The following is a 22,980-nucleotide window of genomic DNA, read 5'->3' on the forward strand; positions in this document are numbered from 1 at the left end:
CACGCCACCAACCCCGCCCCGCACGGCCTCGCCCTCACCCGCCAGGGCGTACCCACGTACGCGCCCAACGAGGACGCGGCTCGCGGCGGTTACGTCCTGTTCGAGGCCTCCACGGGGACGCCCGAGGTCGTCCTGATCGCGACTGGTTCCGAGGTGCACGTGGCCGTCGAGGCACGCGAGCAGTTGGAGGCTGAGGGGATCGGCACGCGGGTCGTCTCGATGCCCTCGGTGGAGTGGTTCGAGGAGCAGCCCCGGGAGTACCGCGAGAGCGTCCTGCCGCCCTCGGTGAGGGCCAGGGTCGCGGTCGAGGCCGGCATCGGCCTCACCTGGCACAAGTACGTGGGCGACGCCGGTCGCATCGTCTCGTTGGAGCACTTCGGTGCTTCGGCCGACGGCAAGGTGCTCTTCCGCGAGTTCGGCTTCACCGCCGACAACGTGGCCACCGCGGCTCGTGACGCCCTCTCCGCCCCGAACGGCGACCGTGACAGCAAGGCCCACCAGGCCGGAGAAGAGGCTTCCATGACCGGCGACCCACTCGAGCGCCTCTCCGACGAAGGCGTCGCCATCTGGTTGGACGACCTCTCCCGCAGGCGGATCACCTCCGGCGACCTCGCCGAACTGATCAAGCGCAAGCACGTGGTCGGTGTGACGACCAACCCGACCATCTTCGAGCAGGCGGTCGGCAGGGGGGACGACTACGCGGACCAGATCCGTGAACTGGCGCTGCGCGGGGTGACGGTCGCGGAGGCGGTCCGGATGATCACGACGGCGGACGTCCGGGAGGCGGCCGACATCCTGCGGCCGGTGTTCGACGCCACCGGCGGCCGCGACGGCTGGGTCTCCATAGAGGTCGACCCACGTCTCGCGCACGGTACGGCCGCGACCGTCGCCGAGGCCAAGCAGCTCGCCTGGCTGGTGGAGCGCCCCAACACCCTCATCAAGATCCCGGCCACCAAGGCGGGCCTCCCGGCGATCACCCAGGTCGTCAGCCTCGGCATCAGTGTGAATGTCACGCTGATCTTCTCGGTGGAGCGCTACGGCGAGGTCATGGACGCCTACCTCGCCGGCCTGGAGAAGGCCGGGGCAGCGGGTCTCGACCTGGCGAAGATCCACTCCGTGGCGTCCTTCTTCGTGTCCCGCGTGGACACCGAGATCGACAGGCGCCTCGACGCGATCGGCAGCCCCGAGGCCAGGCGGGCCCGCGGCACAGCAGCCCTGGCCAACGCCCGTCTCGCCTACCAGGCTTATGAGGAGGTGTTCGGCTCCGTCGACGGATCGAGCCGGCCCTCCGACCGCTGGGCCGCCCTCCACGGGGCCCGGGCGAACAAGCAGCGTCCTCTCTGGGCCTCGACGGGCGTCAAGGACCCTGCTCGTCCCGACACCCTGTACGTCACCGGGCTGGTGGCACCGGGCACGGTCAACACCATGCCGGAGGCCACCCTCGACGCCACTGCCGACCACGGCCAGATCACCGGCGACACCGTCACCGGGACCTACGAGCAGGCCCGTGCCGACCTCGATGTCCTCACCGGCCTGGGAATTTCCTGGCGCAATGTCGCCCACGTGCTCGAGACCGAAGGGATCCAGAAGTTCCAGGACTCGTGGGACAGCCTCCTGAACGCCGTACGGCACGCGCGGCCGGCCCAGGCATGACGATGATCACCGCGCCCGCGGGATGGGCGCGGTGAACGAAGGGACCTCCGGCTCCTTGCCGGTCACCCCACGAAGCGGTACTTCAGGTGGGTGGCGAGGGGCGTGTCGACCACCCTGACCGGCTCGATGTTCCGCCGCCCGGCGGCCGGTCCCTCGAAGAGCCGCAGTCCCTCTCCCAGGAGCGCGGGCACCACGTGCAGTTGCAGCTCGTCGATGAGCCCCTCCCCGAGGTACTGCTGCACCGTGCGGGCCCCGCCCGCGATGTCGACGTTCCTGCCCCCGGCGGCGGCCTTCGCCTGGGCGAGGGCGCTGTGGATGCCGTCGGTGACGAAGGTGAAGGTGGTGCCGCCCTCCTTGACCAGGGTCGGCCGGGGACGGTGGGTGAGCACGAAGACCGGGGTCCGGAACGGCGGGTTGTCGCCCCAGAACTCCTCGCCCGTGTCGTACATCATCCGGCCCATGACCACCGCTCCGGTGGCGTCGAACCACTCGCGCATGAGCTCGGAGTCGCGGTTCTCCTCGCCGCCGGTCATGCCCTGGCGCTGCCGCCAGCTCGCCAGGTTGTGGATCCACTCGAAGAGCGGCTCGGCGCCGTCACCGCCCGGGTTGTGGACGGTGACGTCGGTGCCGGCGATGAAGCCGTCGAGGGAGATGGCCATATCCGCGGTTACGGTCACGATGGGGTTGCTCCTGAAGTCCTGGGATGTGCTGCCTTTACTCTCACGTCGATCGGGAACCGGCGCATTCGACAAGCGCCGCGTCCTGGCCGGCTGGAGGCGACGCTGCTGACGGTGAGCCATAGGCAGGGCGGTGCCGCGGCACCTGAACAACGTCCGGTACGGCCGGGGGCGAGCCCCGGCCGTCGTAAGCGAGAGGAACCTCGGTGGTCCGTACACCGCGGGACCGGCCGAGCGCCTGGCGGGCGTCGGCGGCGTGCTGATGAGCCCGGTTGATGCTGGAGTCTCAGCGAAGTGGATGCAGAGCAGTGAGCTCGGCGGAGCTCTGCCCGGTCACGATCGACTCGGCGCGAAGTCTGCCGCTCAGCGGGCCCAGGGCGATGCCCCACATCCCGTGGCCGCCGCAGACGTGGACGCGCGGTGAGCGGGTCGGGCCGACGAGGGGCAGCCCGTCCGCGGTGCAGGGGCGTGGGCCGGCCCATTCGTCGGTGCGGCGGCTGAAGTCGGCGCCGGGCAGCATGGGGCGTGCCGCGTCGATGACGGCCTGGACGCGGCGGGGGTCCGCGGGCCGGTCTGGGGCGGTGAACTCCATCATTCCGGCGACCCGTACCCGCTCGCCCAGAGGTGTGCAGACCACGCGCTGGGCGGCGAAGTACGTGGGCCCGGTGGGCAGCCCCTCGGCGGGCAGGGTGAAGCTGTAGCCGCGGCCGGACTGCACGGCGGCGCGTACGCCGAAGGGTGCCGCCAGCCGGTTCAGCCAGGCTCCGTTGGCGAGAACGGCCACGTCGGCGCGCAGGTCCGTACCGTCGGCGCCGAGCACGGCGACTTCGCTCCCGTGATCCTGTATCCGGGTGATCCGCAGCCCTTCGACGACCTTGCCGCCCCGCTCGCGCACCGCGTCGGCGAGCGCCGCGACATAAGCTCCCGGGTTCAGGAAACGCTGGCCGTGCAGCCGTACGGCGGCGCCGGTCCGTTCCGACAGCGCCGGCTCCAGGGCACGGGCCTCGGCGCCGGAGAGCAGCTCGTGGTCGACGCTCTGGCCGGCCGCGCGCACCGCCTCCAGCTCGTGGACGAACGGCGCGCGGGCGGCCTCGGTGGTGAAGACGATGAGGCACGGGTCGCTCGTGCGGGTCGGTTCGGCGACGCCGCCTCGGGCGAGTTCGTCGTACGCGGCCAGCGCCTGCCGGTTCAGCGGGGCGAGGGCGCTCATCGCGACCCGCCAGCGCCGGGGGCTGTAGTTCTCTCCGTATCGGTGCCTCAGAGTGGCTGCTTCCGCGGCGGCGTCGATACAGGCGTCAACGGGGTCCAGGTGCAGTGACGAGCCGGGAACGCGGGCCGGGGAGGACTTGATCGTCAGGCCGCCGAACTCGGCCCAGATCCCGATCGCCAGGTCGTTGAGCTCGAACCCGGCGCCCGTCAGTTGCTGTGTCCACTCCTCGGTGGAGATCTTGCGACCCGATGTCCACCCGGCAACGCCAAGGGCGTCCAACACCGACGGACCGCAATCCCCTATGGGCTCACTTGTACGGCCGCCTACGTGTTCTATGCGTTCTCCCTTTCCTCTGGTCCCGCTTGTCGCCCCGAGTCTGCGCACATACGGGTCGGTACCGCCTTCAGCGGCCACGCGAACCGGTCCATCCGCAGCCCGGTGAACGCTTTACCTTGGCACGCAACGCCCCGGCCGTACAACGAAGATGCCCTGCGGACCAGGCCGGTTGCGCCATGCCGAGTAGGCGGAGTTCTTTGAGGCGTCGCGGTCTTACGTGGTGTCCACATCGGCTTGCACCAGGTCGTGGTCCGAGTACGGGGTCGGATGGACACGGTGCTCGAGCGGGACGAAGCCGCGCAGGAAGACGTAGTCGAATTTGCTCTGCCAGTCCGTGGTCGTCTTGCAGTTGCCGGTGGCCGAGGGACGGCACTGCGGGTCCGTATCCGCGGCCAGGGCCCACATCTTGGTGAGTTCGGGGGCGTCCGGCACGGCGTTGAAGTCGCCGATGACGATCGCGCGGTCGTGCCGGGCGACTTCCGCGGAGAGTACGCCGATCTGGGCTGCTCGGACTGCCTCTTGACGTCGTTCGGCAAGGTGCGTGTTGAAGACCCGGACGGTTCGGTCGCCCACCGTGGTGGTGACTGCCATGTACCCACGGTCTTCGGATCCACCGTCGGGGTATTCCACCTTGACGCGGTCCGTCATCGGTGCCGCCGAGAGAACCGCTTGGCCGTAGCCCCCCGGACTCCACGGCGCTCCCCCGCAGCGGCCCCAATTCCGCAGGACCGTCCCGTACTCGACGTGGTAGGTCAGCCCGTGACGGCTCTCCAGATAGTTCCGGATCCTCTCGACGTCACGCACGCACGCTTCTTGCAGGCCGATGACCTGGGGCGCATACCGGGCGATCTCCGCTGCCCGGTCGACGTCGCTCGGCTCGCAGGGGTTGCAGATGTTCCAGGTCATGACCCGGTTCGGTACGACATCCCGGACGGCTTCCGCGGGCAGTGACCCGGCGAAGAGGGCACCGCTCGGTGCACTGCGGCCGACGAGCACCATGCAGGCCAGGATCAAGGCGCCCGCGAGTAAACGCATGCCCCTACTGAGCACCGTCGCCTCCTCAAAGTGGATCCGCATGGCATCTGACGCCACCAAGCACGAGGTTATGGGACGAGGCTGTGAGCTACGCGCGGGGTGTGCCGGATCTCGCTGCCTCCGAGCAGTTCGTAGAGCGCGTCGCGGGCATGGTGGACCGGTTATTCCTTGACACGAATATTCTCTGTGGAGAATACTTCTTCTCATGGACGCACTCCTCGCCGCACTGGCCGACCCGGCTCGCTGGCGGCTCGTGAGCCTGCTGGCCGAGCGGCCCCGCTCGGTCGGCGTTCTCGCTCAGCTCGCCGATGCCCGCCAGCCGCAGACGACCAAGCACCTGCAGACCCTCGAGCGCGTCGGCGTCGTGACCTCCCAGCGCACCGGTCAGCGCCGTATCTACGCACTCCGGCCTGGTCCTCTGCGCGACCTGGCGGCTGTGCTCAGCCGACTCGCCGACACCGCGGACCAGGTCAGCGGCCCGCGCGCGACGTACGGCCGCTATGAGCTCAGCCTCCAGGCGGAGCGGCTCGCCGCGGAGGAGTCGGGGTGGGCCGACGGCCGCTCGTTCCGGTTCCACCGATCGCTCACAGGGCGTCCCGAGCTGGTCTGGCGCCACCTCACCGAGGCCGTTCTGCTCGCGCGCTGGTGGACCCCCGAGGACCTCCGCGTCTCCGAGCTCGTCTTCGAGGCACGACCCGGTGGGCGGATCGTCCAGGAGTACCGCGATGCCGAAGACGCCGACGACTCCACCCAGGTGGCCGGGCGAGCGGAGGGAGTCGTCGACGACGTACGCCCCGGTGAGCGCCTGGCCTACCGGCTCTCCCCGTTGCTTCCCGACGGCCGCCTCGCCTTCACCGCCCACGTCGAGATGGGCCTTGGGCCCACCGACGCGGGCACGGACCTCGACGTCCACTGGCGCATCACCGACAGCACGGTCGACTCCGCGGACTTCGTCGCCGGCATCGAGATCGGCTTCGGCCAGAGCCTCGACAAGCTCGCGGCGACTCTCGCTGCGGACGCGCACGACACCGACAGCACCGACAGCACCGACAGCACCGACAGCACCGACAGCACCGACAGCACCGACACAAGGGGCACGAAATGACAGAGCAGATCGCCGGCCGCCGAGTTGTCACGAACATGGCCCTCTCCCTCGACGGCCACTACGCCGCGCCGGACAACCCGCTGGACATGGGGTGGGTGATGCCGTACGCCGTGACCGACGTCGCCCGTGACCACCTGACCAGCCTCTGGGAGCCGGCGACGACAGCGCTGCTCGGGCGGGTCAACGCCGAGGGATTCCTCGGTTTCTGGCCCACCGTCATCGGCATGGAGGGTGCCGACCCGCGCGATGAGGGCTTCGCGAAGTGGCTCGTCGACACCGACAAGGTGGTCCTCTCCTCCACCCTCGACGAGGCGCCGTGGGAGCGGACGACGATCGTCGACAAGCCGGCCGTCGAGGTGGTCGCGGACCTCAAGGCCTCCGAAGGCGGCGACATTCTCGTGCTCTCCAGCGCGAGCGTCGTCAAGGTACTGCTGGCGGCCGACAAGGTCGACCGGCTGGCGCTCACGATCTTTCCGGTCTTCCTCGGCGGCGGGCCGCGCCTCTTCGACGACGGCCTGCCCGCGAGCCAGTGGACGCTCGTCAGCCAGGCCGCCGGCGAGCACGGCACGTTGGCCCTCGTCTACGACCGAGTCCGCTGAGCCGGCCGATCAGCGCCGTCGCGGTCGCCTCGCACGTCGGCCCGGCGACGGGAAGGCGGCGTAGCCACGCCGTTCGTTCACTGACGAGCGCGTGGACGCGGGCTGGTAGCCCGTTCCCAGGCGCTAAATGTCAGCCAGTGGCTGATTTCATGCGTGATGTGTTCCGTCCGGGACAAGCGGAGAAATCTGGGTGCCGAACTTCCGGAGATCGCGATGGTGTATGCGTCCGAGCAGGAGCGAAATTCTGTCGATGACGGCAGCGTGCGGACGGCTGAGCAGGCCAGGGATGTGACCCGTGGCTTCTTGTCGGTGGCCGCGCCGGACGGCGGGAGCGGGGCGGAGGCCGTGCTGCTGGTGGTGTCGGAGCTGTTCGCCAACGCGGTGCGGCACGCCGGCGGGGCGACCGGATTCCGGTTGGACGCGGGCCCGGGGAAGGTGACGGTGGCGGTACAGGACGCCAGCCCGCTGCCGCTGCGGCCGGTGCCGTTGGACGCCAGGAAGCCGGGCGGGTTCGGCTGGCATGTGGTGCGGGAACTGTCGGCGGACGTGCGGGTCCGGGTCCATTCGGCGGGAAAGACGGTGACGGCCATCGTGCCGTGTCCCACCGCCGTCATGGCGCCGGGCTGACTCGGCAGGAGGAACGCGCCGCTCATCCTCGGTGTCCGCGCGGTCGCGATGCCGATCGCGATGGGCAACACCGTGGTGATGAAGCCCAGCGAGGACGCGCCGATCGCCTGCGGCCTGCTGATCTCGGAGATCCTGCACGAGGCCGGACTGCCCGCGGGCGTGCTCAACGTCGTCACCAACGACCGCGCCGACGCCCCCGACGTGGTCTCCGCGCTGATCGCCGACCCCCGGGTGCGGATGGTCAACTTCACCCGTTCCACGGAGGTCGGCCGAGCCATCGGCGTCCAGGTCGCCCGGCATCTCAAGCCCGCCGTACTCGAACTCGGCGGGAAGAACGCCCTGTTGGTGCTGGAGGACGCCGACGCAGACTACGCGGTGGACGCCGCGGTCTTCGGCTCCTTCATGAACGCCGGACAGATCTGCATGTGCTTGGACCGGGTCATCGTCCACCGCGCGGTCGCCGACGAGTTCACGGCCAAGTTCGCCGCCCGCGTCCAGGCACTGCCGTGCGGCGATCCGAGCGACCCCGGCACAGCGGTCGGACCGGTCGTCAACGAGGCCGCCGCCCGCCGGGTCTCGGCGCTCGTCGCGGACGCCGCGCCGGGCGCCCAACTCGCCGCGGGCACCGGCGAGATCGAGGAGCCGGGCACACTGATCCGGCCGGTGGTGCTGACCGGGGTCACCAAGGAGATGAAGATCTACTACGACGAGGTCTTCGGCCCGGCGACCGTGGTCCACGTGGTCGACAGCGCCGACGAGGCCGTGGCCCTCGCCAACGACACCCCGTACGGGCTGACCGCCGGCGTCATCACCGAGGACCTGGCGACGGGCCTGCGGATCGCCGGCCGTCTGCGCACCGGCATCGTCCACGTCAACGACCAGTCCATCGCGGACGAACCGCAGGCCCCCTTCGGCGGCGTGAAGAGCTCCGGCTACGGCCGCTTCGGCGGACAGGCGGGCGCCGAAGCCTTCACCGACACGCGCTGGATCACCGCGCAGGCCGTGGGACACGCGCACTTCCCGATCTGACGGGTCAGCGCCCGGACGCGCCCGGTCGGCGACATGCTCACCTGCCGTCCGGGCGTGAACTCCGTGTCCAGTAGGTCGGTGAGGAACTCATTCTCAGTATTGTTGCAGTTCAGCGGTTTTCCGCGGATCATCGGTCAGGATGTGGGCTGCGAACCTTTCCACCTGCTCCTCCACGGACTGGCCGCGGGTGACCAACAACTCGTAGCCGTAGTAGTCCGTGCGGCCTTCCCGCCCCTGGGCCTGGTGGAACTCGACATCGACGCCCTCGGGGCTGGTGATCTCCTCGGGGAGGTCGGGCTCCTCGCGTCGTGGCGAGACACCCGTGAGGACGCAGCCCCACCGCTCGAACCAGCCGCTGTCCGCGAGGGTCTCTTCGAGGAGCCGGGCGATGGTGTCCAGCGGCTCCTCCCAATCACGATCCGCCGCGGCCCGGGCGAGTTCGGCCTCGTACTGGGCGGCATCGAAGCGGATTTCCGTGAGCACAGCATTGATGTTGCTGGTGTTTTCCCAGGAGTCCCAGATCACGCGATCGCCCTCGCGGCGCATGGTGACATACAGGGCGCCGCAGCAGCCGGCGGTGCAGGACGGCTCGGTGATCATGATCCTGCGAGGCTCCTCCGTGACCGCCAGCGGCCAGCTCTCGGCCGGGCCTCTCCAGTACCGGCAACTGAGTGCCAGCCCGTCCGGATGGACCTCCTTCAGGAGGTCCACGCCGTCGATCAGAGGACGCACCTCGGCCCAGGGGTCCGCCGCCCAGTCGTCCAGGATTCTGTGCTGCAAGGTCAAGATGCTGATCGCCGGCTGATCGGTCATACCCACATGCTCGCTCGACGTCGCACGGCCGCATACTCATTTTCGGGCGGCAACCCCGGTTCCAGGGCGCTGAAACCATCGTGAAACCGCGTTGAATGCGCCCTGCCGCAATCTCTGCGGCATGACGACAACGACATCCCACTCACTCGCCATCGCGGCCAAGGGGCTGCGCAAGGCGTACGGGGACAAGACGGTCCTCGACGGCATCGACCTCGCGGTGCCGGCCGGCACCGTCTTCTCCCTGCTCGGTCCGAACGGCGCCGGCAAGACCACGGCTGTCAAGATCCTCTCCACCCTCATCACCGCCGACGCCGGCGACCTGCACGTCGGCGGCCACGACCTGGCCACCCACCCGCAGGCCGTACGGGCCGCGATCGGCGTCACCGGGCAGTTCTCCGCCGTCGACGGGCTCATCACCGGCGAGGAGAACATGCTGCTCATGGCGGACCTGCACCACCTCTCCCGCAGCGAGGGCCGCCGTACCGCCGCCGAACTGCTTGCGCGCTTCGACCTGGTGGAGGCCGCGAAGAAGCCCGTCTCCACCTACTCCGGCGGCATGAAGCGCCGACTCGACATCGCCATGACGCTGGTCGGCGACCCGCGGATCATCTTCCTCGACGAGCCGACCACCGGACTCGACCCGCGCAGCCGCCACAACATGTGGCAGATCATCCGTGAGCTCGTCTCCGACGGCGTCACCGTCTTCCTCACCACCCAGTACCTGGAGGAGGCCGACGAACTCGCCGACCGCATCGCGGTGCTGAACGACGGCAAGATCGCCGCCGAGGGCAGCGCCGACGAGCTGAAGCGGCTCATCCCCGGCGGGCACGTGCGGCTGCGGTTCACCGACCCTGCCACCTACCAGTCCGCCGCCGTCGCCCTGCGCGAGGCCACCCGGGACGACGAGGCGCTCGCGCTGCAGATCCCCAGCGACGGCAGCCAGCGCGAGCTGCGCGCCATCCTCGACTGGCTGGACTCGGCCGGCGTCGAGGCGGACGAGCTGACCGTGCACACCCCCGACCTCGACGACGTGTTCTTCGCCCTGACCAGCGCCACCAACGCCCCCGACCAGCCCAAGGAGACCGTCCGATGAGCGCCCTCTCCCTCGCCGTACGCGATTCGAACACCATGCTGCGCCGCAACCTGCTGCACGCGCGGCGCTACCCGTCCATGACCCTGAACCTGCTGCTCACGCCGATCATGCTGCTGCTGCTCTTCGTCTACGTCTTCGGAGGCGTGATGAGCACGGGCATCGGCGGCGGCGGCGCCGACCGCTCCGACTACATCGCCTACATCGTCCCGGGCCTCCTGGTGATGACCATCGGCAGTACCGTGATCGGGGCCGCGATCTCCGTTTCCATGGACATGAACGAAGGCCTCATCGCCCGCTTCCGCACGATGGCGATCCACCGCGGGTCGGTCCTCATCGGGCACGTCGTCGGCAGCGCGCTGCAGGTGCTCGCCAGTCTGGTCCTTGTCGGTGCCGTCGCCGTGGCCATCGGCTTCAGGTCCACGGACGCCACGGCCCTGGAGTGGCTGGCTGCTTTCGGACTGATCACGCTGTTCACCCTGGCGCTCACCTGGATCGCCGTCGGGATGGGCATGGCCAGCCCGAACCCCGAGGCGGCCAGCAACATGGCCATGCCGCTGATCCTCCTCCCGCTCATCTCCAGCGCCTTCATCCCGGCCGACACGATGCCCGGCTGGTTCCAGCCGATCGCCGAGTACCAGCCCTTCACGCCGGCCATCGAGACCCTGCGCGGCCTGCTCCTCGGCACCGAGATCGGCAACAACGGGTGGATCGCGATCGCCTGGTGCGTCGGCCTGATCGCGCTCGGCTACCGCTGGTCGACCTCGCTGTTCAACCGCGACCCGAAGTAACCGCCATGACAGCGCGGGCCGTGTCCCGCAGCTCGTCCCGCCCCAGGGCGGCGTACTCCGACACCGCGTCGGCGTACGCCGCCCTGGCAGCGTCCCCGGCGGCCCCGACCGCCTGCCGCGCGCGGTCCGCCGACATCGTCGGCTGGAACTCGCGCAGCACCCGCAGCCGTTCGGCCAGCGCGATCATCCGTACGGCGGTGGCGTCGCCGGAGGCGAGCCCCGCCATGCCGAGCGCGTGCAGCACCGTCCCGAACAGGGGGAGTTCCGTGGGCGAGCCGGACGGAGCGGAGAGCAGCGTCCGCAGCGCCTGCCGCAGCCGGTCGACCGGCCCCGCGACAAGTTCGAGACGGCCGGCGTGCGCGTGTGCCGTCACCGCCGCCGACTGGATCTGCAGCGCCCACCGGTCGAAGAAGGGGTCGCCGCCCTGCGAACCGACCGCGGGCATCCGCTCCAGGGAGCTGCGCCACAGGCCGAGCCCGACCTCGGTCAGCCCGCGGGCGAGCGCGATCTCGGCCCGCCCGCCGAAGTCGGGGCTGTAGAAGTCGTCCTTCTGCGGTCTATTGTCGCCCTCCGCCTGCCGCAGCCAGTACTCGGCCTCGTCGGGGTCGCCGCGCTGCAGGCAGGCGAGGACGAGGCCCCAGCGGACGCCGATGGTGTCGTGCTCGTCGCCGAGCCGCGGCAGCGCCTCCAGCGCGGCCTTGAGGTGCCTGTACGCGGCCTCGCCCTGCTCCGTCTGCATGTACAGCTCGCTCAGCCGGGCGTGCCCCATGACCTGCAGGAACGGAGTGTCGACCGGCGCCAGTGCGGCGATGATCCGGCGAGCCGAGGCGAGCGCGCGGTCGATGTCCTGCTCGTACTCCCAGACGTAGGTGGCGACTCCCTCGGCGACGCCGGCGAGCAGCGGCTGCTCGCTGTCGCAGAGCCCCCGCAGCACGTCGTAGTCGGGAGGCAGCATCTCAGGGACCGCGCTCAGCACGATCGCGATGGCGCGCAGCAGCGTGTCCGGCGGGGCCGGGGGCAGCCGCCGGAGGGTGACGAGCTGGCGTACGGCGTGCGGACCGAAGCCCATGAACAGGCTCGCTGTGCACAACACCGCGGCGGCGCGGGCGACTTCGACGTATTCGGGCTCGGGGTAGTAGTGCGACAGCGGTGGGCCGGTGTCCGCGGCGAGGGCGGTGAGGCGGGGGTAGCTGGAGCCGGTGGACCACAGGGCGGCCAGGACGGCGGTGAGGGCGGCGGTGGTGGGGCCGTCCGTGCGGGCCAGGGCATGCCGCAGGGCCAGCACGAGGTTGTCCTGCTCGGCCCTGATCCGCTCCCAGACGGTGCCGGGCTGCGAGCCGAGGAGCCAGTCGTGGTACGCGACCCCGAAGGCCCGCGCCCAGGCGAGGAACCGGTCGACGGCCTCCTCGTCCTCGCCCGCCTCCGCGCGCCGGGCCGCGCTGAACTCCCGTACGGTCTCCAGCATCCGGAACCGCACGCCGGCCGGGGTGTCGGCGACGGTGAGCAGCGACTGGTCGGCCAGCTGCTCCAGCAGCAGCAGCGCATCCTCGCCGAGCACCTGCTCCGCCGCCTCGCCGGAGAAGCCGCCCGGAAAGACGGACAGCATGCGCAGCGCGGCCCTGGCCTCCTCGTCGAGGAGGTTCCAGCTCCAGTCCACGACCGCGTGCAGCGTGCGGTGCCGCTCCGGAGCGTCCCGCGCCCCGCCGCGCAGCAGCGCGAACCGGTCGCCGAGGCGGCGGGCGATGTCCGGCACCGACAGCACGCGCACCCGCGCCGCGGCCAACTCCACGGCCAGCGGCAGCCCGTCGAGGTGGCGGCACAGCTCGGCCACCGTGTCCGGCGGCAGCTCCACGCCGGGCCGGGCGGCCCGGGCCCGCTGCGTGAACAGCTCGACCGAGGTGTCGAGACCGAGCTCCGGCAGCGCGTACACCGCCTCCGAGGTGAGGCCCAGCGGGGCTCGGCTGGTGGCGAGCACCCGCAGGTCCTTCGAGGACGAGACCAGGGCCCGTACGAGGTCGGCGGCGCCCCCGATGACCTGCTCGCAGTTGTCGAGGACCAGCAGCGCGGGCCCGGAGCCGAGCACGCCGAGGATGCCGGCCACCGGGTCGGCCGAGGCGCTGCCACTGACGCCGCCGTGTCGGCCCTCGCCCGCGCCGAGCGCGGAGGCCACCTCCACGGCCACGTCCACGTCCGCGGTGACGCCGGCGAGCGCCACGAAATGCACCACGCGCTGCTCGGCCCGACGACTGACGGCGTACGCGAGGCGGGTCTTGCCGAGACCGCCGGGGCCGACGACGGTGACGGCCCGGGAGGCGCGCAACAGCCGCTCCACCGCCGCGATGTCCCCGTCCCGGCCGAGGAGCGGGTTCGGCTCGTGCGGCACACCGTGCCTGACCACCGGCGCCTCGCCGCGCAGCAGCTCCTGCTGCACGGCCTTGAGCCCGGTGCCGGGATTCGTGCCGAGCTCGTCGCGCAGCCCACGGCGGTACGCCTCGTAGCGCGTCAGCGCGGCGGACGGGCCCGCCGTCGCCGCCTCGCAGCGCAGCAGCTCGGCGAGCACCTCCTCGTCGCGCGGGTGCTCCGCGGCGGCAACGGCCAGCGGCCCGGCCGCCTCCGCGTGCCGCCCCAGCCGGGCGAGCGCGAGCGCCCGCGCGCGGACGAGCGTGCCGCGGACGGGGGCGCGCTCCGCGCGCAACGCGGCTACGGGGTCGTCGGTGTCGCCGGCCCCGTCAGGAGTGCCCTCCCACAGTGCGAGCCCGGCCTCGGCCGCAGCCAGGGACCCCGCGTGGTCCCCGGCCCTAGCCCGGTCCGCGCTCGCGGCGGCGTGCAGCAGCAGGGCGGAGCTGTCGACCTGATGCTCGGTGAGGGTGAGCCGGTACCCGGTCGGTGTGCCGGCGATCACGTCGGCGCCCAGCTGCGACCGCACCCGGGACACGAGAACCTGCAGCGCCTTTCCCGGCCGCTCCGGCAACTCGTCCGGCCACAGCCCCGCCACAAGCCGCTCGGTGCTGCACCCGGTGCGCAAGTCACCCGCGAGCAGCGCGAGAAGGCCGCGGAGCCGGGGCGCGGTGACTTCCTGTCCGCGACAGGCGACACGCGGCAGCAAGGTCAGGTCGGTGGTCACCCGTGCAGATTAGCCAAGGCCGCCGGCAGCCCGAACTCCCGCCGCAGGCAATGCCCTTGTCGCGTACCGCTGTGCGCGGACAAAAGCACTTGCCTTGTCGACGCCGGTCGCGAACGATCCAGTGCTGTGACAAGCACCGGAGAACACCATGGCTTCGACGGGCCCCGGCCACTGGCGCTGGTGACCGGCGTCGGCCGCACGGTCGGCATCGGCGCCGGCATTGCCCGCCAACTCGCGGCGTCGGGCTGGAACATCGCCTTCACGTACTGGACCCCCTATGACCAGCGCATGCCCTGGGGCGTCGAGCAGGGAGCGACTGACGCCATCGTCCGAGAGCTCACCGAGCGCGGCGCGGACACTGCGGCCATCGAGGCCGACCTCACGGACCCGGACGCACCCGCCCGCATCTTCGACGAGGCAGAGCGTCACCTCGGCGGGGTCACCGCCTTGGTGATGGGGCATTGCGAGTCGGTCGACTCCGGCCTGCTCGACACCACGGTCGAGAGCTTTGACCGCCACTTCGCGGTCAACGCGCGCGCCACCTGGCTGCTGATCCGCGAGTACGGTCGACGTTTCACCGGCGTTCCCGGGACCGGACGCGTCATCAGCCTCACCAGCGATCACACCGTGGGCAACCTTCCGTACGGAGCGAGCAAGGGAGCCCTGGACCGCATCACCATGGCCGCCGCTCGCGAGCTCGCTCACCTCGGTGTCACCGCCAACGTCATCAATCCAGGGCCGGTGGACACCGGCTGGATGTCCGACGAGGTGCGCGAGTACGTGCTTCGCCAGACACCGCTCAACCGCCTCGGCGTCCCGCAGGACACCGCACACCTCGTGGACTTCCTCTGCTCACCGGAGGGTCAGTGGATCAACGGACAGCTGCTGATGAGCAACGGTGGTTTCGCCTAGGGCCTGTCCGGCGGATCATGCCGCAGACGCGGGGCGATGAGGCGCCGCGGATTTCCTGCGACTTGATCCGCCGGACAGGCCCCAGCACTCCCGCTTCGCTCCGCCCAGGTCGCGACGGCGCCAGGGGCACTGACGAGCCTCGTCACCGCCGCGCTCCTCTCACGAGGTGCGAGGTGCGATCCGGAAAGTGAAGCCGAGTTCACGCCACTCGCGGGCCACCTCCCGGCCGTCGGGAGTGGGGCCGCCGCGTGGTTCGAAGTCGACGATGAGCGACTCCTTGACTCCGAACACGGCGTCCGAGTCGAGGTACTTGCCGCCCGCGACGAAGAGCTGGGTGATCAGCTGCTGATAGCCGTCGGCTTCGATCATGAAGTGCAGGTGCGGGGCTCGGTAGGGATGCCGCCCGGTCGCACCGAGCATCGCGCCGACCGGACCGTCGGCCGGGATCGGGTACTCCGACGGGAGAATCGACCAGAATCGCAGGCGGCCGTCGCGGTCGGTCCGTAGCCGTCCACGCAGGACCGGTCCTTCGAGGTCGGGCAGCTGGACGTCGTAGAAGCCGTCGTCATTGGACTGCCAGACGTCGACGATCGCGTCCGGCACGGGTTGATCGTCGGTGTCGGTGAGCAGGACGTCCACCCACAGCGGCGTGCCGGGCAGGCCCTGCGCGATGTCCGCTCCCTGGGGCAGCTCGGGCGGACCGTCCACATAGAAGGGGCCGAGTACCGCGGACGGTGTGGTGTCGGGGGTCCGGGAGTTGGTGAGCAGGTCGACCACACTGGACAGCCCGAGGGTGTCGGACAGCAGCACGAACTCCTGCCGGGTGTCGTCGCAGAGCTGCCCCGTGCGGGTGAGGAAGTCGATGCCGCGCTGCCACTCCGTCTGGGTGAGGTCGTTGTCGACGGCGAACCCGTGCAGTCGCACGACGAGGTCCGACAGCAGCCGGCGCAGTCGCGGATCCGGCGTACCGGCGAACGTCGACACGACCTGCGCGGTGAGCCGGTCGAGCCCCGGCGGGCCGGCGGCGGCCGTCGCCGAGGGACGCCTACCCTCCCAGGCGTCGCGCAGCAGCAGCGCAACGCCGTCGCGGGTCGGCTCGACGGGATTGGGGTACGGCTCGGCGGTCGTGAGTCCGGCGGCGCGGTCGAGATCGGCCTCGGCCAGACCGAGCTCGCGCAGGGACGTCGGACCGCCGACCGCGACGATCAGGTCGTACACGGCCGTGGGCGCGTCGGCGGCGCCCAGCGCCTCGGCGATCCGGCGCATGGCTTCGGGTGCCGCGGACGCGTTGTAGGCCATGGCGTGCGGGAGCACGACGGTGTGGACCGGCGCGTGCGGAAGGCCGAAGCTGCCGCCGAGGGTGTGGCAGAGCTTGTGGTGCAGGCCCATTCCCACCGCACCCAGGCAGGTTCCGGCCAGCCAGGCGCCCTGCAACAGGTCGGATCGCGCGTCGAGATCGCCCGCGTCGGCCGTGAGGCCGCGCAGACCGCGGGCGAGCCGGCCGACCGCGTCCAGGGCCATGCCGTCGACGACCGGGTTGGCGTCGGGGGAGTAGAGCGCCTCCACGGCGTGGGCGAGCGCGTTCACGGCACTGGTCACGGCGATCGGTACGGGGAGCCCGCTGGAGAGCTCGACGTCGTAGATCACCGTTTCGGGGAGGATGTCCGGCGAGGAGCGGGTCGTCTTGAGCCCGTCCTCGGTCTCGCCGAGAACCGGGGTGGCCTCCGAGCCGGCATAGGTGGTCGGCAGGATCACCTGGTCGACCCGGGTACGGACGGCGAGGGCCTTCGCCAGCCCGGTCGTCGAGCCGCCGCCGACCGCGACCACGCAGTCCGCCCCGACGTCCCGCAGGAGGTCGAGTGCCCTCGCGGTGACCTCGACCGGCGTGTGCATGGCGGCGCCGTCGAAGCGGCCCACCGCGAGCGGGCCGAGCGCCTTCTCGATCCGGTCGCCCGCCGCGGCGACAGCCGGGCTCGCCAGGACGACGGCCCTGGACCGGCCGAGCCGCTCGACCTCCTCACGGACCTGATCGAGGGTGCCGTGCCCGAAGACGATCCGGGCCGGAAGCGCTGTGTAGGAGAAGTGGTGGTGGGTCATCGGGACGTACCTCTTTCGGTCTCAGCCCGCGTCGAACAGTGTGCCTCGACCCGCGTCGGTCCTTGTTCCGGCTCGGCCCGCGTCAGTCGCGGGCGAGCAGCCGGGCGAGAGCCGCGGTGAGAGCCTTCTCCGGGTCGGCGGGCAGCTCGTGAGCGCGCCAGCCGACGTGTGCGTCCGGCCGTACGAGCACGCAGCCGGACTCGCTGACCTCACGCAACCGCGACCAGTCGTCGTAGACGTCGGTGTACTCGCGACCGGGCCCGATCACGTGCGCGTCGATCTCGATGCCCAGCGTGCGGGCCGCGCCGGCCGCGGCCTTGGCCCAGCCCTGTCCGGAGATGCCGGTGAGTACCGCGAACCGCCCCTTCCCGGTGATGTCGTGGGTGCTCACACGGTGCCCGTCGCGACCGAGCCAGCAGTGCGGCAGCCGCGCTCCCGGCCAGGTGGTCGGGTGGTAGTACAACTCGGGGTCGCGGGTGAACTCCGGCTCCGGCGTCCCGTCGCCGATCACGGCCGGCGAGAGGTAGCGCTGACCGAGTTCCACGCCATGCGTGTTGAACTCGTAGTCCTTCAGTTCCAGTGCCGCACGCAACGCGGCGCGCTGCTCGGCGGCCCGCGGTGTGTCCTCCGCGCGCGCCCTCATGTTCGCGATCTGCTCGGCCGGGTCGTCGGTGTCGGTGAACCCGAGCGCGTCGAAGACCGCGCCGGTCTCCGCGATCGACCTGTTCGCGCGGAGCACGATCTGCTTGCCGACCGGTGCCCGCTCGGCGTCGTAACTGTCGAGGAGCCCTTCGCCCGCCCTGCCGGACAGCACCGCGGCGAGCTTCCAGGCAAGGTTGTAGGAGTCCTGGACGGAGGTGTTGGAGCCCAGGCCGTTCGACGGCGGGTGCCGGTGCACGGCGTCTCCGGAGCAGAACACCCGGCCCGCCCGGTATCGCGTGGCGTACATCCTGTTGTTGCCCCACAACGAGGTGGAGCGGATGGTGACCGGGATCGTGTCGTCGCCGATCAGGTCGTGCACGATCTTCGTCGCCATGGCGTCGTCCACCTGCGGGGGTGGCCGGCTGATGTCGTAACCCCACACGACCAGCCACTCGTCCCAGGGCCGCACCATGCGCACCAGGCCCATCCCGATGCCGCCGATGTTCGATCCCGGCTGCAGGACCCAGTACAGGACGCTCGGCCGGTGTTCGACGTAGGCCGTCAGGTCGGCGTGGAAGACGATGTTCATGCTCCCGGCGAGGTCCATGTCCCCCTCGAAGGGCAGTCCGACGTCGCTCGCCACCTGGCTGCGGCCGCCGTCGGCACCGATCACGTACTTCGCGCGGATCCGGTAGACGTGGCCGTTGAGTCTGTCTCGCACGGTGACGGTGACGCCGTGGTCGTCCTGCTCGAGCGACAGGTACTCGGTGTCGAACCGGATCCGGCTGCCGCGCTCGGCGGCGTGCCCGATCAGGATCGGCTCGAGCAGGGTCTGCGGAAGGTCGCAGTGCTCCGAAGGGCTGGCGAGGGTGTAGTCGGCCCTGCGTGCCGGGTGCGTGCCCCAGGTCCGGACCCGGCCGATCTCGTCGCCGCCCAGGCTCGTGCAGAAGACGGTGTCGCCCATGAGTGACACGGGCGTGCCCTGTGCCCTGACGTCGTCCTCGATCCCCAGGTCGCGAAGGATCTCGACGGTGCGCTGGTTCGTGATGTGTGCCCGTGGGGTGTTGGCCGTCCAGCGGTACTTGGTGACCACGATGTGGGCCACGCCGTAGGTGGCCAGAAACAGGGCGGCCGAGGCCCCGGCCGGTCCGCTGCCGATCACCAGCACGTCCGTCGTCACAACCTCGTCGGAGGTCTTCCCGATCTCGCTCACGCCGCCTCGTCTCTGGATGTCAGGCGCGATACCGAACCGTGCTCGGAACCTATCGCCACCTGCAGGGCAACGAGGAGCCCTCCGAGCCTCCGTGTCACGGGAAGCGGACCGCCGGGCTGCTCTGCCTCGACTCTCACGAATGAGTATGCGAAGGACCCAGCTATACGTCCAATACGAAGTCAGGGTGACTGATATACGCTCAGAGTATGGATCTGCGGGCCCTCGAATGCTTTCTGGCCGTTGCCGACGAAGGCTCGGTGAGCCGCGCCGCGGCGTCGCTGCACATGACCCAGCCTCCGCTGACCGTCCGGCTGCAGGCTCTGGAACGGGAGCTCGGAGTCGCCCTGGTGGTCAGGCACGGCCGGGGCGTCGACCTGACGGCGGCGGGACGGGTACTGGCCGAACGTGCGCGGCGGATGTTCGCGGAGCTGAACACCACGACCGAGATGGTGCGCACCGTCGGCCTCGGGACCCGGGGCCGACTGGGCATCGCGGTCGGCCGCACGGTGTCGCCGCGATTGCTGTCCCACCTCCTCAGCAGTGCCACGCTGGGCCCCGGCGTGGATTTCGTCCTCGCGGAGGCGTCCGACTCCGACGTGGTCGAGCGCGTCCACCGGCGCGACGCACACGCGGGCCTCCTCCACCTGGAACCCCTCGAACCCGGCTCGGCCGGCCGGACGGGATCCGTGCGGGGCCGCGCTCGGGGTTTGGAGATCGCGGTGGTGGCGCGAGAGCCCCTCGTCGCGGTTCTCTCCGCGTCGCATCCCGCCGCGGCGACGGAGCGCATCGACCTGGCGGAGGTCCGCGACGACCGGGTGGTCATCGCGCAGAGGGCGGGGGAGGGGTTCACCGCTCACGCACGAGTGGCCTGGGCGGGTGCCGACGCGGCGTCCGGGGTCCGGCACGAGGCCGGGTCGGTGATGCACGCGCTCGCCCTCGTAGAGGCGGGTGCCGGCGTGACGCTGCTGCCGGCGCAGTACACCACGATGATGTGGGAGGGCCTCGTCACCCGCCCCCTGCGCCGGCACACCGCCGTACTGGAGACCGCGGTCTGCTGGCGGCCCGACGAGGACTCCCCGGTCATGCGCCGTTTCCTCCGTGCGGCTCTGGCCACGCCGGAACCCGACATGCTGGGACCGGACCATGCGAGGGACGGGCGGACCACAGCCCACCGCTGAGCAGCGGAGGTGCCGCCACGTCGACCCGCTGACCCGGGACGCCATGGCCGTGATCGGCCTGCCCGACCGAACGGCACACCCGGCGACGACGCTGCCGGGCGTTGCAGACGGCCGGTCCCGCTCGTTGGGCCTTGGCTGCGGGCTGCGGGCGTCGGGTGTCGGATGCCGGGCGTCGGGCGTCGGATGCCGGGCAGTCGGGTCCTGGCCACGGCCCTGCGATCCGCGGGTGTATCCGTCGGCTTCCCTGTCGTCGACGGCGCCGGACACATCTGGACCGGAGTCGCGACGCCGGCCCGCTGCCCGACCTGGCCGTCCAGTTCGCGGTCGGGGATCCGGCAGGGCTCCCCGAGCACCACCGACCAAGTCTGCCGCCGCGCGGCGGATGCCCTGACGGCCATGAGCGCAGCCGGCGGCCAGATCGGTCAGGAATGAAGAAGCGCCGGTCGCCGTACGGCACCTAGCGTTGTGGTCATGGCATCCATCGAATCCGTCACCCTCGACGTGGCCGACCCCACGGCCGCCCACCGCTTCTACACCGCCGCCTTCGGGCTGGACACGCAGATTCGCCTGCGGGCCTCGGAGGCACCGACGACCGGTTTCCGCGGGTTCACCCTGTCGCTCACCGTCTCCCAGCCGGCGACCGTCGACAGCCTCATCGACACCGCCCTCGATGCCGGAGCCACTTCGCTGAAGCCTGCCGCGAAGTCGCTCTGGGGCTACGGCGGTGTCGTGCAGGCCCCGGACGGGACGATCTGGAAGGTCGCGACCTCGGCGAAGAAGGACACCGGCCCTGCCACCCGTCAGTTCGACGAGATCGTGCTGCTGCTGGGAGTCGCGGACGTGGCCGCGAGCAAGCGGTTCTACGTCGACCAGGGCCTCGCTGTCGCGAAGAGCTTCGGGCGCATGTACGTCGAGTTCGCCGCCGGGTCGAGCCCCGTCAAGCCGGCCCTGTACAGACGTCGTGCCCTTGCCAAGGATGTCGGCGTCTCTCCCGACGGCACCGGATCGCACCGGCTCACGATCGGCGGGACTGCCGCACCCTTCACCGACCCGGACGGGTTCGCATGGGAGGCCGCGTCGCTGACGCCCGCGCCCTGATGTGGCACTGTTGCGAGCCCTGCCTGACAGCCGATCACGAGACGGCCGTCGGGTGAACCGACCGATGACCGACGGAGTCTCCTCCTTGGAGAACGGGCTCCTGACGAAGTGACTGGAGGAAGCATGACGGGCGCGCCGCCGCGTGGGCTTGAGGACAGGCTGCGGGACACTCGCGTGAGACTGGAGAGCGATGTCGATCTCTGGGTCGCGACATCGGGCGCCCCGGGCGGCGTCCACCTCATCCCGCTCTCGTTCCTCTGGGACGGGGCCGCGTTCCTCATCTCGACTCCGCGCGCCTCCATCACCGGCCGCAACCTGCTGGCGGACGGCCGGGTGCGCCTCAGTCTCGGGCCGACGCGCGACGTCGTCGTCGTCGAGGGCACCGCCGAGCCGGTGGACGTCGCCGACCTGGGCCCGGAGACAGGCGACGCGTTCGCGACCAGGACCGGATTCGATCCGCGCGAGCTCGACGAGCCCTACCAGTACTTCCTCATCCGGCCGCGGCGCATCCAGGCCTGGCGGGAGGCGAACGAGTTGCAGGGACGCGACCTCATGTGCGACGGGCATTGGCTCGGCTGACCGCCGGGAGCACACGCGGTCGTCGTCGCCTTGGTGGCAGTGGTGGCTACAGCCCGAAGAGCCGCGCCCCGTTCCCGTAACAGACTCCGCGCAACCACTCGTCACCCAGTCCGAGCCGTTCAAGGGCTTCGAGCTGGTGGACGTACGGATAAGGGATGTTGGGGAAGTCGGATCCGAGAAGAATCCGATCGCCGAGGTCGGCGAGTCGGCGCAGTTCGCTCGCCGGGAAGGGGCTGAGGCCCTCGCTGAAGTCCGTGAACACCATGGTCGTGTCCAGGCGCACCTCGTCGTACCGCTCGGCCAGGTCCAGGAAGTCGGTGTACTCCGGCATCCCCATGTGCGCGACGATCAGGGGCAGGCGCGGATGCCGGGCGAGGAGCCGCCCCACCGGCTCCGGCCCGGTGTGTTTGCCGGGCGCGGGGCCCGAGCCGCAGTGCATGACCACGGGGACTCCCGCCTCGGCCAGCATCCCCCACACGGGGTCGAGCAGCTCGTGGGTGGGGTCGTACGCCCCCACCTGCACATGGGACTTGAAGACCCGGGCCCCCGCCTCGACCGCCGCGCGCGCATACTGCTCCACGCCCTCCTCGGGATAGAGGGTGGCCGTGTGCAGGCAGTCGGGCGTGCGTCCCGCGAAGTCGGCGGCCCATTCGTTCAGCCAGGGTGCCATACCGGCCTTGTGCGGGTAGAGCATCGCGGTGAAGGCGCGCACCCCGAACTGCCGGAGCAGCGCGAGCCGTTCGTCTTCGTCCTGCCGATAGGTGATGCCCCACTCGATGCCGGTCATCGGGCCGACGGCGTCGAAGTACTCCCACACCTTGCGCAGGACCCGCTCCGGCATGAAATGCGTGTGCACATCGACAAGCCCGGGCACCCCGACACGTCGCCGGAACCTCTCGACAGCCTCGACTTCACCCACGGGGGCGATTCCTTTCGGCGTTGCCGCGCAGGAGGGTGAAGATGCGTCGAGGTATCGGCCGTACGCGTGGAGCAGTCATGCCCCTCACTGTCAGGTAGCGGCGCCGTCAGGACAACCCCTTGATCCTTTCCACCTCCTCAACGCCCGTCGCAGGCACTGTCACCCTGGCCGCCCTCGGGCTGGAGGGCGTGCGTCACAGCCTCTTCCTTGGGGGCACTCCGCGTGCCCCTTCGAGGCCGCGCCCGACAGCCGC

Annotated in this window: 18 protein-coding genes and 2 pseudogenes; 11 read left to right on the top strand and 9 right to left on the bottom strand. The window is 70.8% G+C overall.

Translation table 11 applies throughout. The annotated features are described in order from the left end of the window. Positions 1-96: 96 nt before the first annotated feature. The gene (gene tal, locus ACFWWR_RS36250) at positions 97-1,653 is read left to right on the top strand and encodes a transaldolase (protein ID WP_383864353.1); all 1,557 of its coding nucleotides are present in this window, start codon (positions 97-99) and stop codon (positions 1,651-1,653) included. Positions 1,654-1,715: 62 nt separating this feature from the next. Here the strand turns inward: tal and ACFWWR_RS36255 are convergent, their stop codons facing one another. The 4 genes and pseudogenes from ACFWWR_RS36255 to ACFWWR_RS36270 all read right to left on the bottom strand — a co-directional run bounded on the left by ACFWWR_RS36255 (position 1,716) and on the right by ACFWWR_RS36270 (position 4,911). Further along, a complete protein-coding gene (locus tag ACFWWR_RS36255; protein ID WP_383864335.1) occupies positions 1,716-2,330 on the bottom strand; it encodes a dihydrofolate reductase family protein in 615 nt (204 codons plus the stop codon). Positions 2,331-2,490: 160 nt separating this feature from the next. After that, positions 2,491-2,616 (bottom strand): annotated as a pseudogene (locus ACFWWR_RS36260) (IS5/IS1182 family transposase); the annotation flags it as partial. Beyond that, complete coding sequence (locus tag ACFWWR_RS36265) at positions 2,617-3,822, bottom strand: FAD-dependent oxidoreductase (protein WP_384307812.1); 1,206 nt, start codon at positions 3,820-3,822, stop codon at positions 2,617-2,619. It abuts the pseudogene before it with no gap. A gap of 267 nt (positions 3,823-4,089) precedes the next feature. Then, complete coding sequence (locus ACFWWR_RS36270) at positions 4,090-4,911, bottom strand: endonuclease/exonuclease/phosphatase family protein (protein WP_383864330.1); 822 nt, start codon at positions 4,909-4,911, stop codon at positions 4,090-4,092. A 205-nt stretch (positions 4,912-5,116) separates the two neighbouring features. On the opposite strand from ACFWWR_RS36270, the gene ACFWWR_RS36275 reads away from it, so the two are divergent. The 4 genes and pseudogenes from ACFWWR_RS36275 to ACFWWR_RS36290 form a co-directional block, all read left to right on the top strand. Further along, positions 5,117-6,016, top strand: coding sequence for a metalloregulator ArsR/SmtB family transcription factor (locus ACFWWR_RS36275; protein ID WP_383864327.1), 900 nt, complete (start codon positions 5,117-5,119; stop codon positions 6,014-6,016). Next, the gene (locus tag ACFWWR_RS36280) at positions 6,013-6,615 is read left to right on the top strand and encodes a dihydrofolate reductase family protein (protein ID WP_383864324.1); all 603 of its coding nucleotides are present in this window, start codon (positions 6,013-6,015) and stop codon (positions 6,613-6,615) included. The genes ACFWWR_RS36275 and ACFWWR_RS36280 overlap by 4 nt, the downstream gene beginning before the upstream one ends. Positions 6,616-6,828: 213 nt before the next feature. After that, entirely contained in the window at positions 6,829-7,242 is a 414-nt protein-coding gene (locus ACFWWR_RS36285; RefSeq protein WP_384307815.1) for an ATP-binding protein, read from the top strand. A gap of 12 nt (positions 7,243-7,254) precedes the next feature. Continuing rightward, positions 7,255-8,271 (top strand): annotated as a pseudogene (locus ACFWWR_RS36290) (aldehyde dehydrogenase family protein); the annotation flags it as partial. 93 nt (positions 8,272-8,364) lie between these two features. On the opposite strand, the gene ACFWWR_RS36295 reads toward ACFWWR_RS36290, so the two are convergent. Next, positions 8,365-9,084 (bottom strand): hypothetical protein, encoded by a 720-nt coding sequence (locus ACFWWR_RS36295; RefSeq protein WP_383864321.1) that lies wholly within the window; start codon positions 9,082-9,084, stop codon positions 8,365-8,367. Positions 9,085-9,205: 121 nt separating this feature from the next. Between ACFWWR_RS36295 and ACFWWR_RS36300 the strand changes: the two genes are divergently transcribed. Together ACFWWR_RS36300 and ACFWWR_RS36305 are read left to right on the top strand one after the other, a co-directional pair. Next, positions 9,206-10,177 (top strand): ATP-binding cassette domain-containing protein, encoded by a 972-nt coding sequence (locus ACFWWR_RS36300; protein WP_383864319.1) that lies wholly within the window; start codon positions 9,206-9,208, stop codon positions 10,175-10,177. Then, a complete protein-coding gene (locus tag ACFWWR_RS36305; protein ID WP_383864316.1) occupies positions 10,174-10,965 on the top strand; it encodes an ABC transporter permease in 792 nt (263 codons plus the stop codon). Before ACFWWR_RS36300 ends, ACFWWR_RS36305 begins: the two co-directional genes overlap by 4 nt. Here the strand turns inward: ACFWWR_RS36305 and ACFWWR_RS36310 are convergent. Further along, positions 10,946-14,089 carry an ATP-binding protein gene (locus tag ACFWWR_RS36310; RefSeq protein ID WP_384307818.1) on the bottom strand — a complete coding sequence of 1,048 codons (3,144 nt, stop codon included), beginning with the start codon at positions 14,087-14,089 and terminating at the stop codon, positions 10,946-10,948. The two genes, ACFWWR_RS36305 and ACFWWR_RS36310, sit on opposite strands and share 20 nt — an antisense overlap. A gap of 126 nt (positions 14,090-14,215) precedes the next feature. On the opposite strand from ACFWWR_RS36310, the gene ACFWWR_RS36315 reads away from it, so the two are divergent. After that, entirely contained in the window at positions 14,216-15,001 is a 786-nt protein-coding gene (locus ACFWWR_RS36315) for an SDR family oxidoreductase (RefSeq protein WP_383864310.1), read from the top strand. 159 nt (positions 15,002-15,160) lie between these two features. Here ACFWWR_RS36315 and ACFWWR_RS36320 read toward each other — a convergent pair whose 3' ends face one another. Continuing rightward, on the bottom strand, positions 15,161-17,098 hold the full coding sequence (locus tag ACFWWR_RS36320) for a maleylacetate reductase and hydroxyquinol 1,2-dioxygenase domain-containing protein (RefSeq protein WP_383864307.1): 1,938 nt from the start codon (positions 17,096-17,098) through the stop codon (positions 15,161-15,163). 82 nt (positions 17,099-17,180) lie between these two features. Then, positions 17,181-18,953 carry an FAD-dependent oxidoreductase gene (locus tag ACFWWR_RS36325; RefSeq protein WP_383864304.1) on the bottom strand — a complete coding sequence of 591 codons (1,773 nt, stop codon included), beginning with the start codon at positions 18,951-18,953 and terminating at the stop codon, positions 17,181-17,183. Between the two features lie 206 nt (positions 18,954-19,159). On the opposite strand from ACFWWR_RS36325, the gene ACFWWR_RS36330 reads away from it, so the two are divergent. The 3 genes from ACFWWR_RS36330 (at position 19,160) to ACFWWR_RS36340 (ending at position 21,808) form a co-directional block, all read left to right on the top strand. Further along, positions 19,160-20,131, top strand: coding sequence for a LysR family transcriptional regulator (locus tag ACFWWR_RS36330; RefSeq protein ID WP_383864301.1), 972 nt, complete (start codon positions 19,160-19,162; stop codon positions 20,129-20,131). A gap of 471 nt (positions 20,132-20,602) precedes the next feature. Further along, entirely contained in the window at positions 20,603-21,229 is a 627-nt protein-coding gene (locus ACFWWR_RS36335; protein WP_384307821.1) for a glyoxalase, read from the top strand. Between the two features lie 123 nt (positions 21,230-21,352). Beyond that, the gene (locus ACFWWR_RS36340) at positions 21,353-21,808 is read left to right on the top strand and encodes a pyridoxamine 5'-phosphate oxidase family protein (RefSeq protein ID WP_384307824.1); all 456 of its coding nucleotides are present in this window, start codon (positions 21,353-21,355) and stop codon (positions 21,806-21,808) included. 46 nt (positions 21,809-21,854) lie between these two features. Here the strand turns inward: ACFWWR_RS36340 and ACFWWR_RS36345 are convergent, their stop codons facing one another. Further along, on the bottom strand, positions 21,855-22,727 hold the full coding sequence (locus ACFWWR_RS36345; RefSeq protein ID WP_384307827.1) for an amidohydrolase family protein: 873 nt from the start codon (positions 22,725-22,727) through the stop codon (positions 21,855-21,857). Positions 22,728-22,980: the final 253 nt, after the last annotated feature.

The sequence above is a fragment of the Streptomyces sp. NPDC058678 genome (genome assembly GCF_042714835.1).
Taxonomy (GTDB): Bacteria; Actinomycetota; Actinomycetes; order Streptomycetales; family Streptomycetaceae; genus Streptomyces.